Origin of the sequence: Paenibacillus sp. N3.4 (assembly GCF_008017805.1) — a bacterium.
GTDB lineage: Bacteria > Bacillota > Bacilli > Paenibacillales > NBRC-103111 > Paenibacillus_E.
In genome coordinates this window covers 46,107-57,707 of the sequence record NZ_VRTT01000047.1, presented here as the reverse complement: position 1 = coordinate 57,707, position 11,601 = coordinate 46,107, and the positions used below count along the sequence as shown (strand labels likewise).

8 protein-coding genes and 2 pseudogenes are annotated in these 11,601 nt (G+C 41.7%); 2 read left to right on the top strand and 8 right to left on the bottom strand.

The genetic code is table 11. The annotated features are described in order from the left end of the window. Positions 1-382 precede the first annotated feature (382 nt). The 8 genes and pseudogenes from FU659_RS22080 to dnaA all read right to left on the bottom strand — a co-directional run bounded on the left by FU659_RS22080 (position 383) and on the right by dnaA (position 10,327). Entirely contained in the window at positions 383-1,450 is a 1,068-nt protein-coding gene (locus FU659_RS22080; protein WP_147949530.1) for an HD-GYP domain-containing protein, read from the bottom strand. Positions 1,451-1,531: 81 nt separating this feature from the next. Beyond that, on the bottom strand, positions 1,532-4,015 hold the full coding sequence (gyrA, locus tag FU659_RS22075; RefSeq protein WP_147949523.1) for a DNA gyrase subunit A: 2,484 nt from the start codon (positions 4,013-4,015) through the stop codon (positions 1,532-1,534). Positions 4,016-4,060: 45 nt separating this feature from the next. Next, positions 4,061-5,977, bottom strand: coding sequence for a DNA topoisomerase (ATP-hydrolyzing) subunit B (gene gyrB, locus FU659_RS22070; protein WP_147949522.1), 1,917 nt, complete (start codon positions 5,975-5,977; stop codon positions 4,061-4,063). Positions 5,978-6,013: 36 nt separating this feature from the next. Next, a complete protein-coding gene (remB, locus tag FU659_RS22065; protein WP_147949521.1) occupies positions 6,014-6,262 on the bottom strand; it encodes an extracellular matrix regulator RemB in 249 nt (82 codons plus the stop codon). Positions 6,263-6,267: 5 nt separating this feature from the next. Beyond that, positions 6,268-7,386 (bottom strand): DNA replication/repair protein RecF, encoded by a 1,119-nt coding sequence (gene recF, locus FU659_RS22060; RefSeq protein WP_147949520.1) that lies wholly within the window; start codon positions 7,384-7,386, stop codon positions 6,268-6,270. A 31-nt stretch (positions 7,387-7,417) separates the two neighbouring features. Next, the gene (gene yaaA / locus FU659_RS22055) at positions 7,418-7,633 is read right to left on the bottom strand and encodes a S4 domain-containing protein YaaA (protein WP_147949519.1); all 216 of its coding nucleotides are present in this window, start codon (positions 7,631-7,633) and stop codon (positions 7,418-7,420) included. A 10-nt stretch (positions 7,634-7,643) separates the two neighbouring features. Then, a pseudogene (gene dnaN / locus FU659_RS22050) lies at positions 7,644-8,785 on the bottom strand (DNA polymerase III subunit beta). Positions 8,786-8,963: 178 nt separating this feature from the next. After that, positions 8,964-10,327 (bottom strand): annotated as a pseudogene (gene dnaA, locus FU659_RS22045) (chromosomal replication initiator protein DnaA). A gap of 622 nt (positions 10,328-10,949) precedes the next feature. Between dnaA and rpmH the strand changes: the two are divergent. After that, positions 10,950-11,084 carry a 50S ribosomal protein L34 gene (rpmH, locus tag FU659_RS22040; protein ID WP_029196162.1) on the top strand — a complete coding sequence of 45 codons (135 nt, stop codon included), beginning with the start codon at positions 10,950-10,952 and terminating at the stop codon, positions 11,082-11,084. 135 nt (positions 11,085-11,219) lie between these two features. Continuing rightward, positions 11,220-11,579 carry a ribonuclease P protein component gene (rnpA, locus tag FU659_RS22035; RefSeq protein WP_147949518.1) on the top strand — a complete coding sequence of 120 codons (360 nt, stop codon included), beginning with the start codon at positions 11,220-11,222 and terminating at the stop codon, positions 11,577-11,579. The last annotated feature ends 22 nt before the right edge of the window (positions 11,580-11,601 follow it).

Here is an 11,601-nt window from a genome sequence, read left to right as displayed (position 1 = left end):
CCAGGATCAAACTCTCCATAATAGTGGACAATTGCTCATCCGTATATCTGAAAGCTTAATTGCTCATTTGCGTTGCTAGCGAGATTTTACAATCTCTTTGTTTGAACGATTGCTCGTTCGTGCTTACTCACTCGTTGTTCAGTTTTCAAAGATCAATTTCTTACGTTTTAATCCTTCGCCTCTCAAAGGCGACTTGATTAATATACCACATCAGCCTATTCGATTGCAAGAACTTTTTTAATTCCCTTCGTTCTTTCGTTCGACCGCCGAAGCGACAAGGAGTAATATACCAAATACAAATACAGAATGCAAGCTTTTCTTTATAATTTCTTTATAAAAAGAAAAACCCCTACATGAGGGGCTCTAGTTCTATTCCATCTTATTAAATATGACCAATGACATCTTGAATGAATAGACTTCTTTCTAGGGTTAAATTGACGATTGTTCCATTCACATTTACCCAAGGTCTTGTAGGATTAGTCCGATCGGAGAAAATGATCTCTCCTACTCGGTTATCACTAAGTTTGACAAGCGTTCCGTTACTGATCTGGGTCGACTTATTGATGAACGCCTGAACCAATGCTGGATCGACTTTACCAAAAGACTCCGTGAAAAGCTGCTCAAGGACAATATAAGGAGACAAAGCTGTACGATAATAACGTTCATTGGTCATGGCATGATAAATATCAGCGATCGCTACAATTTTGGCATACATATGAATCTTGTCGCCTTTTACACCTAAAGGGTAACCGGAACCATCCTCACGTTCATGATGCTGCAGCGAACTTAGTTTAACACCCTCGTTAATACCCGATATATTTTTAAGAATGTTATAACCAATTAAGGTATGCTGTTTGATCTCATCCATTTCTGAAGCAGTCAAAGCACTTTTCTTCTCTAGAATAGATGAATCTACTTTGGCTGTTCCAATATCATGTAAGAGACCGGCTAAAGCAATTTGCATTAAATCTTTCTGTGGAAGACCATGCCATCTGGCTAAAGAATAAGAGGTTAGGCTAACCATAATGCTATTGTGGTAAATGTAATCATGTAAACTACGGTTTTTAGGTGAGAACGTAAGAACCTTATAGGTATCAATATGTTGAATAAGGGCTTCAAGTCCTAATCGTATATCTAAGATGGGAAGTGGTTGTCCACCGTTAGCAAGAAGATAGACACGCTTAAGCAGGATCAACATATTCTGGTACTCAATTTGAAACGGTTGAACGGTTGCTGTCTCACTCGGTTTTACTTCTTCACTCGTGACTTCCGGTTCCTCACCATTCCTGGAATCAATAAAAACAGAAGAGATGAGAAAAGCTTTCAGGATCTCAATATCTCTCTCGTTAAGCACTTTTCCTTTATTAAAAAGTGTGTTCCCCATTTTAGTAATAACGTTGTCGCCCAATCTTTCCCCATACTTTAGTTGAGTAACGCCTATTGTTGGCACGATCATTCACTCACCTTACTTATTCGTCTACTTCATATTGTAAAGTAAAAGGGATGGGTTTGTAAGCCCCATCCCCACTTTTTATTCTTCTGTACTTTCCGTTTCGTCCCAATCGCTGTCCTCGTCACTATCGCTTTGTTCTTCATTCTTTTGAACGCGAGATAGGGTTCCGACTTCGTCGTCTTCACGGATATTGATAAGACGTACACCCTGAGTATTACGTCCCATAACGGAAATTCCATCCATGCTTGTACGAATGACCGTACCCGACGCTGTAATGATCATAAGATCCTCATCCTCTTGGACCACTTTAAGACCGACAACAGGGCCGTTCTTCTCTGTGACATTCAAGGTCTTGATCCCTTTACCACCACGCGATTGAATCCGATATTCCGAAACAGGCGTTCGTTTACCGAAACCTTTGGATGTAACAATGAGTACTTTATTGTCTTCATGGACCACGTCCATATCAATGACAGCATCATCGTCATCTAAATGTATACCTTTAACCCCTGTTGCCGATCTACCCATAGAGCGCACATCTTGTTCAGGGAAGTGAATGGACATGCCTAGCTTGGTTCCCATAATAATACCCTGGTTACCGTCAGTCAGCTTAACACCAATCAAATCATCATCTTCACGCAAGTTAATAGCAATTAAGCCACCTTTGCGGATGTTGGAATAATCGTCAATTGGCGTCTTCTTGACAACACCTTGCTTTGTAGCAAAGAAAAGATATTGCTCTGTTTCGAAGCTCTCGACAGGAATAACCGCATTGACCGTTTCCCCTTGCTCGATTTGGATTAAATTAATAATCGGTGTTCCACGAGCCGTCCGGCTTAAATCCGGAATCTCATAAGCTTTGAGACGATACACTTTTCCTTTGTTCGTAAAGAACATGAGGTAATGATGCGTATTGGTCACGAACAGATGTTCGACAAAGTCATTATCTTTCGTGTCCATACCAACGACGCCTCGGCCCCCACGCTTCTGGTTGCGATAGGTCGTAACCGGAAGACGTTTAATATAGCCCGTATGCGTAATCGTAATTACGACATCTTCACGCGGAATAAGATCTTCGTCTTCGATGCTTTCCTCGCCAACCGTAATCTCGGAACGACGCTCATCTCCGAATTTCTCTTTGATTTCATTCAATTCTTCGCTAATGATAGCCAGAATAAGCTGTTCATCAGCCAGAATCGCTTTGAGTTCGGCGATTTTCTTCATGAGTTCAGCGTATTCCGCCTCGATTTTCTCACGCTCTAAACCAGTTAAACGCTGTAAACGCATATCAAGAATCGCTTGTGCTTGATCATGGCTCAGGTTGAACGTAGTAATGAGTCCTTCTCTTGCTTCCTCGGTTGTACGCGAGGCACGGATCAACGCAATCACTTGATCCAAATGATCAAGCGCAATGCGTAACCCTTCCAAGATGTGGGCGCGAGCTTCTGCTTTACGCAGATCGAATTCGGTTCTACGACGTATCACTTCTTGCTGATGCTTGAGATAGTAATGCAGCATTTCGCGTAAATTTAAGACTCTTGGCTCACCATTCACCAAAGCCAGCATAATAATACCGAAGTTAGACTGCATCGCTGTATGTTTAAACAAGTTATTCAGAACGATGCTCGGATTCACATCACGACGGAGTTCAATGACGACACGCATACCGTTACGGTCGGACTCATCACGAAGATCCGTAATTCCATCAATCTTCTTCTCGCGAACAAGCTCTGCAATTTTTTCTACTAATCTAGCTTTGTTTACTTGATAAGGCAGCTCATTGACAATAATTCTGGCTTTATTGTTATTTTCCTCGATAACCGTTCTGGCACGCATCGTGACGGAGCCTCTACCTGTTTGGTAGGCTTGTCTAATTCCCTCACGACCTAGAATAAAGCCTGCTGTAGGGAAATCGGGCCCTTTAATGGCTGCCATCAATTCAAGCGGTGTAATATCCGGATTCTGAATCAGCATCTGGATACCCTCGATGACTTCACGTAAATTATGCGGAGGAATGTTCGTTGCCATCCCAACGGCAATCCCGGAGCTTCCGTTCACTAATAAGTTAGGGAAACGCGATGGAAGAACAACAGGTTCATGTTCTTCACCATCGTAGTTGGGTGCATAATCAATCGTCTCTTTATTAATATCGCGAAGGAGTTCCATCGCAATCTTTGACAAACGTGCTTCGGTGTAACGCATAGCCGCAGCCATATCACCGTCAATCGATCCAAAGTTACCATGGCCATCAACGAGCATATAACGAAGTGAGAAATCTTGAGCCATCCGAACCATCGTCTCATAGACAGCTGTGTCTCCGTGCGGATGGTACTTACCGATAACTTCACCAACGATTCTCGCCGATTTTTTATGGGGTTTATCCGGTGACATGCCTAGCTCAGACATCGCGAACAAGATTCGACGATGAACAGGTTTAAGACCGTCTCTTACATCTGGCAGTGCACGACTGACAATGATACTCATCGCGTAATCCAAGAAGGATGTCCGCATCTCGGTAGCAATGTCAATTTCTTTGACTTGCGAATGTAATTCTTCGCTCATGAATGTTCCTCCTGAAAGCTTACATCGTTTGCAACGCTTGGGACTTTAGATATCTAGATTTTTCACGTATTTCGCATGTTCCTCGATGAAATCTCTTCTCGGTTCTACGTTATCACCCATCAGAGAATCAAAGAGCGTATCCGCTTCTATAGCATCTTCGATCGTTACCTGTAAGAAGGTGCGGCTTTCCGGATCCATTGTCGTTTCCCACAATTGCTCTGGATTCATTTCGCCGAGTCCTTTGTAACGCTGTACGTTTACTTTGGCGCCTTCACCAAATTCTTGCATAATGACTTCTCTTTGTTTCTCGTTATAAGCATAACGCACGGTTTTATTTCTCTCTAGTTTGAAAAGCGGCGGCTGCGCAATATAGACGTAACCGGTTTCGATCAGCTTTTTCATATATCTGTAAAAGAAAGTAAGAAGAAGCGTACGAATATGCGCTCCATCCACGTCGGCATCGGTCATAATAATAATTTTGTGATAACGTGCTTTGGCAATGTCGAAGTCATCACTGATTCCCGTACCAAACGCTGTTATCATAGCGCGAATCTCTGTATTGGACAAAATGCGATCCAATCTTGCCTTTTCTACATTCAAGATTTTACCACGTAAAGGAAGAATGGCCTGGAAATGACGATCGCGCCCTTGCTTGGCAGATCCACCGGCAGAGTCACCTTCTACGATGTAAATCTCACTGATTGAAGCATCTTTGGATGAGCAATCTGCTAGTTTCCCTGGCAGTGCGCTTACTTCCAAAGCGCTTTTGCGTCGAGTTAACTCTCTTGCTTTACGCGCAGCTTCTCTCGCTCTTGCTGCCTGAATTCCCTTTTCGAGAATCTTCTTAGCAACAGCCGGGTTCTCTTCCATGAATTCTTGCAGCTTTTCAGCAAATAAAGATTCTACAATCCCGCGAACTTCGCTGTTGCCAAGCTTTGTCTTCGTTTGGCCTTCAAACTGCGGTTCAGGTATTTTCACAGAAATAATCGCAGCAAGTCCTTCTCGCACGTCATCGCCGGATAAGTTGGAATCGCTCTCTTTGAGTGAGTTGCTTTTGCGAGCATAGTCATTCAAAATCCGTGTCAGCGCACTTTTAAAGCCGGACTCATGGGTTCCGCCTTCATGCGTATTAATATTATTCGCGAAAGAGTAAATATTTTCCGTATAACTATCGTTGTACTGAAGAGCAATCTCGATAGAAATATTATCTTTCGAGCCCTCCACATAGATAGGCGTCTCATTTACAACTTCTCGGTTGCGGTTCAAATGCTGAACAAAGGATACAATACCACCCTCGTACTTATGCGTATGAATCGTATCCGTACGTTCATCCATTAAATTGATTTCGATGCCTTTATTTAAGAATGCTAGCTCACGAATTCTGGATTGAAGCGTGTCGTAATCATATTCTACCGTTTCTTTGAAAATTTCAGGATCCGGCTGGAAGGTTACCTTCGTCCCCGTTTCTTCGGTCTCACCGATGACTTTCACATCATACTGAGGCGCACCGCGGCGATATTCTTGTTGATGCACTTTGCCATCGCGTCTAACCTCTACGATCAGAAGCTCAGACAGAGCATTAACGACAGAGATACCTACACCGTGCAGACCGCCTGATACTTTATACCCCGAGTCATCACCGCCAAATTTACCGCCGGCATGAAGAACCGTAAGGACGACTTCAAGTGTCGGTCGTTTCAATTTTGCATTTTCACCGACTGGAATTCCTCGGCCATTATCAATAACGGTAACACTATTATTCGTGTGAACGATCACATCAATCTTGTTGCAATAGCCCGCCAAAGCCTCGTCGATACTGTTATCAACAACTTCCCATACGAGATGATGAAGTCCACGGGCGCTGGTTGAACCAATGTACATACCCGGCCGTTTACGAACAGCTTCTAAGCCTTCCAGTACCTGAATCTGACTATCATCATACGCTTTTTGATTCCCAGACATGTTATGCTTCACCTGCTTTTTTATAGTTAAAAAAGGTTAGTTCGGTAACAATTGATGCGCTCTCTTCTTAAGCGTCGTGGAGGAGATCGGAGAATAATATACTTTATTCTTCGTAACAACGAGTGATTTGCACTCTTCTTCCCCGATTTGCTCTGTCTTTTTATCTTTGACAGCTTGCTGAATAAACTGCTTGGATATTTTGGAAGACTTTTCAATCGAGATATCGAAGATCGCCACCAGCTCGGAAGCTCTAATAATTTTCTCTCCACCCAAATGAATAAACATGCTTCTCAGCTCCTGCCGCTTACATTTCCTTTCAAAACATGGAACACAGAAGCATGATCCAGTTGGTCCAAATGGACACTCTCTAGACCTGTTGTCGTAATAAACGTCTGAACTTTTTGCTGAAACGTGCGAATTAACTGTGTCTGTCTATATTCATCTAGCTCGGATAGCACATCATCAAGCAATAAAAGTGGATATTCGCCAACTTCTTCGTGAATGAGTTCAATCTCAGCGAGCTTGAGTGATAATGCAGTGGTTCTCTGCTGTCCCTGAGATCCATAAGTTTGGACCTCTTTGTCGTTGATGTAAAAAAGAAGATCATCACGATGAGGACCGACCAATGTAACGCCTCTTCGAAATTCCTGATCTCTAACCTGTGATAACTTTATCATAAATTGGTCTAATAAAACAGATTCATCTTCAAACTGCTGCATTTCAAAAGAGGGTGAGTAGCGGATAAGAAGCTCTTCACTGTCATTCGTTATTCCTCTATGAATCGTTTCCGCCCATTGCTGCAGCTTCTTAATAAAGCTTTGACGTTTTTTCATGATTTTAACACCATACAGTGCTAATTGTTCATTCCAAATGTCCAGCATAGCGTCTGGAGAGCTTTTTCCAGGGAAGGATTGCTTTAAATAATTGTTCCGCTGCAGCAATATTTTCTGATATTGGGATAAATCATACAGATACGATGGTTGTACCTGCCCAATCTCCATATCGAGAAAACGCCTTCTAACGCCAGGGGTTCCTTTCACAATCTCCAAGTCTTCTGGCGCAAACATCACGACATTCAAAGCTCCGATAAAGTTGCTAAGCTTTTTTTGTTCGAGACCATTGATTTTGGCTTTCTTGCCCTTGGAAGAAATAGAAAGGTCCAGCTTACAATTTCCGTAACGCTTTTGAATTTCAGCATGCAGCTGGGTCTGTTCACCGTTCCAGCCAATTAATTCCTTATCCTGATGCGTGCGGTGAGACTTGGTCATGGCCAACACATAAATGGATTCCAATAAATTCGTTTTGCCCTGTGCGTTAGGTCCAACAAAAATATTCACATTACTATCGGTCGTTAGTTCAATTTGATCATAATTTCTGTAGTGACTAAGCACGAGTCGATTTAAAAACATGAGCGGCCATCCTTCTTGGTGCTTGATCCGATCAGGAGCTCACAACTTCGAATTGTCCGAAACCCTCCACGGTCACCACATCTTGGGGAACAAGTTTCCGTCCTCTGCGGTTTTCAGCTTGCCCGTTCACTTCAATTTTTGTATCCACAACAAAAAATTTGGCTTGTCCACCTGTGGATATGCAGTCCGATAATTTTAAAAATTGTCCAAGCGTAATAAAATCCGTTCGAATCGCTATTTGCTTCATTGGGTTCTCCTTAATTCGTTGTTCGATAAGGCAAGATCAGTTGTAGAATGTTTGTAGAATCTTGCGGTTTCATGATGATAGGCTGCATAGCTCCGGTAAATCCAATATGAATGAACTCGGAATCAAGTACTTTAAGCGCATCCAGCATGTACTTGGAGTTAAAAGAGATTTTGAGCAATTCACCAGCGATTTGCTGCAGCTTGATTTGTTCTGTTACTTTGCCTAGCTCAGAGGAGCTGGAGGAAATTTCAATACTTTGATCTTCGAGCATCATCATTTTGACAATGTTCGTCTTGTCTTCCCTGGATAGCAAATAAGCGCGATCGATCGCTTCAGCAAGCTCTTTGGTCGGAACGACATTTCGGTTTGAAAAGATTGCGGAATCAGCTTGGAAGTATCCGGGTAAGTCCCATCCAAAATGCGTGAATAAAAAAGAATCGAATGAATTTTGAATAAAACTTGATTGTCTGCAATAACAATATCTATAAGTGAATTTTGATCGGGCAAAATTTTGCTTAATTCGTTCAATGTTCGTCCGGATATGACAATATTCGGCAGATTATGGCTGGATTCGTTATCAATACTTACTTCTCTGCTTGCCAAACGGTGGCGGTCACAAGCAATAAATTTAAGCTTATCTCCTGAAATGTTCCAAAGAACACCAGTAAGAATCGGAGTAGATTCATTAGTCGAAACGGCATAAGACGTTTGTTTAACCATGGTTTTCAAAAGATCACTCGGCAGGCGAATCATTTTGCTTTCCTCGATTTCAGGAAGCAGCGGATATTCATCAGGATCAAGACCCATGATTTGAATTTCAGAAGAGCCTGAACGAAGAATGGTTTGAAAGTTAGCATGAACTTCAATTTCGATCAGTTGTGCAGGCAATTTACGAATGATCTCAATGAAAAATTTAGCGGGAAGTACGACACTGCCTGCTATAAAAAGATCAATAATTTTAATATTTCCATTTTCACTAGGGGTAAAGCTTTGAATGGAAATATCCGTATCGCTCGCTGTAAGGGTAACTCCACTTACGGTTGCATCTATTTTGATCCCTGTGAGGATAGGTATGGTTGTTCGTGAGGATATGGCTTTAGAAACGTGACCAATGGATTCAATCAAATGGTCCTTAAGAATCGTTAATTTCATGATTTCACTCCTGCAGTTCTTTTTTTCATTGCGTTAGCATATACATTATATAATACTTATTTATTTAGTAATAGCAGTAGGGGCACTGAATATGTGGATATGTGGATGAATCCTTTATAAATCAAGCCTATCCACATGTGAATAGATTGTGTATAGGCTTATCGCATTTTAGAAGTTATTAAGAGGGGTTCTTAATTCGTTCTGTTAAGTTGTGAATGATCTTATAGAGCTCCTGATCTACTTTTAACAATTGAACAATTTTATCATGAGCGTGAATGACCGTCGTATGGTCGCGACGCCAAAATTATCGCCGATTTTCGGTAAAGAGAAGTCCGTCAGCTCTCGTGCCAGGTACATAGCGACCTGTCTTGGGAATGCTACGGCTTTTGTACGTTTGCGCGCTTTAAAATCCTCCAGCTTCAATCCATAGAATTCTCCTACACGCTGCTGAATATCCTGAATCGTAATGACCCTTGGCCGATTCGATGGAATAATATCTTTCAGTGCTTCGGCAGTCAAATGAACGCTAATATCCTGATTAATAAGCGAAGAGTAGGCTACTACGCGTATGAGCGCACCCTCTAGCTCGCGGATGTTCGTGTCGATCTGATTGGCGATATAGATCATCGCTTCATTCGGAATCTCGAGATTCTCAGCCTTTGCTTTTTTGCGAAGAATCGCAATACGTGTTTCTAGGTCAGGCGGTTGAATGTCTGTAATCAAGCCCCATTCGAATCTGGATCGGAGGCGATCTTCCAGGGTCGGAATCTCTTTGGGAGGCCGGTCACTAGAAATTATGATTTGTTTGCCTTCTTCATGAAGGGCATTAAAAGTGTGGAAAAACTCTTCCTGTGTACCTTCTTTACCTGCCAAGAATTGAATATCATCAATCAGCAGGACATCAATCGTTCTATATTTATTACGAAATCCTTCACCGCGGTTATCCCGAACCGCATTAATGAACTCATTCGTGAACTTCTCAGATGAAATATATAAAACGCGAGCCTCTGGGTTATGTTCTAACACATAGTGGCCAATGGCATGCATCAAATGGGTTTTTCCTAAACCGACTCCTCCATATAAAAAGAGCGGATTATAGGCTTTGGCGGGTGCTTCCGCTACAGCTAAGGAGGCTGCATGAGCGAAACGATTACCAGATCCGATGACAAATGTATCAAAGGTATATCTGGCGTTCATCATATTCGTAAAGTTTTCTTCCCCTGTAACTATAGCAGGGCCTTTAGGCGGAATGACATTCGAGATCATAGCAGAGGACTGTAGTTTCTGCTCTTCGGTTTCAATGATGAATTTCACAGAAACATGTTTACCGGTAAAATCATGAATCGTTCCTTCAATTAACTTGGTATAGCGGCTTTCCAACCATTCCTGAGCGAAATTGTTGGGAGCGCAAATAACGACAGTAGAATCATTAAATACGGTCGCTTTAGTCGATTTCAGCCAAGTATCGAAGCTGGGTTTGCTGAGCTTGGTCTGGATAATGCTAAGAACTTGCTGCCATAAGTCGGTAGTATGGCCTTCCACAGTAATTCACTCCTTTAAAATCAAACATGTGGCGTAGGGCCAGTAAAGATCTAGATATTTAAGCTATATCTATAAACGGCGAATAGGGATGACCGCGTTTATTAAGGTGGGAGAACATGAATCAGACCATCTTATTATCAATTAAAACAAAAAAAGAATTCCATATCGGATGTGGTGTAAAAAGGCGGCTTTTGTCGATTTATCCACATTATTAAGGAACGGTAGAAATGACTTATTCTTGTAGAGGGAAATTGTTCACAATGTTATCCACAGGTTGTTGATAAATCGGAGGGATGATGGAGTATATCCACAACAGAAACATTACCATCTTACCAAAAGTTAACCTGTTAATCAACGGATTGTTTGAGATTATCCACAATTACAACAAGTTGTGCATAGCTTTTGTTCACAACACAAGATATTGTTGATATTATGTTAATTTTCGACATGGTTCTCTTTTTCCACAGAAAATTTTATGCACAGGTTGTTCTTTATTGGATTTTGTAAGTAAAAAGCTTTCTCACCCTGCACACGCGGGTAGGTTGACTTTCTTCTCTGAAAATGATTTAATGAGTAGTAGAAATTTTGTAGGATGGATATCCTCAACAGGGAGGTGCTATAGATGGGTCCGACGTTTAACCCGAACACGAGAAAGCGTAAGAAGAATCATGGTTTCCGTAAAAGAATGAGCACGAAGAACGGCCGTAAAGTGCTTCAAGCTCGTCGTCTTAAAGGAAGAAAAATTCTTAGCGCGTAAAGAGAGGCTCCGAATGGGGCTTTTTTTTTTGTATTTGGCTTGCTTGGTTTACAGATTTCTTTTTCTGTTTAAACTATTAAGATAGATAGAAGAACACTGATACTGGTTGTATGGGTGTCTGGAGCGGACAAAGTCGTGGAAAAAAGTTATCGATTAGCGAAAAGAGAAGATTTCAATAAAGTATATCGATATGGCAAATCGATGGCTAATCATCAATTTGTCTTATATTATTTACCGAAGGCACAGTTGGAGCATTTCCGACTGGGTGTTTCCGTCAGCAAGAAGGTAGGCAATGCGGTTGTCCGAAATCGGATCAGACGAATAATCAAAGAAATTATACGGCTGAACAAAGAGAGCATGACACCTCATTATGACTATATAATATTAGCCAGGAAACCAGCTGCTGAAATGGATTATGCCGAGATGGAAAAGAGCATTTGGCATGTGATTCGCAAAGCTTCTTTAATAAAGAAAAAAGAGCCGATAAAAAAGTAGCGTATTATTTCCTTGCTGGCTA

Bases quoted from the DNA above. Each gene is read 5' to 3' on its own strand.
- gyrA (WP_147949523.1), bottom strand. From the start codon at position 4,015: ATGAGCGAAGAATTACATTCGCAAGTCAAAGAAATTGACATTGCTACC.
- gyrB (WP_147949522.1), bottom strand. From the start codon at position 5,977: ATGTCTGGGAATCAAAAAGCGTATGATGATAGTCAGATTCAGGTACTG.
- remB (WP_147949521.1), bottom strand. From the start codon at position 6,262: ATGTTTATTCATTTGGGTGGAGAGAAAATTATTAGAGCTTCCGAGCTG.
- recF (WP_147949520.1), bottom strand. From the start codon at position 7,386: ATGTTTTTAAATCGACTCGTGCTTAGTCACTACAGAAATTATGATCAA.
- yaaA (WP_147949519.1), bottom strand. From the start codon at position 7,633: ATGAAGCAAATAGCGATTCGAACGGATTTTATTACGCTTGGACAATTT.
- rpmH (WP_029196162.1), top strand. From the start codon at position 10,950: ATGGGTCCGACGTTTAACCCGAACACGAGAAAGCGTAAGAAGAATCAT.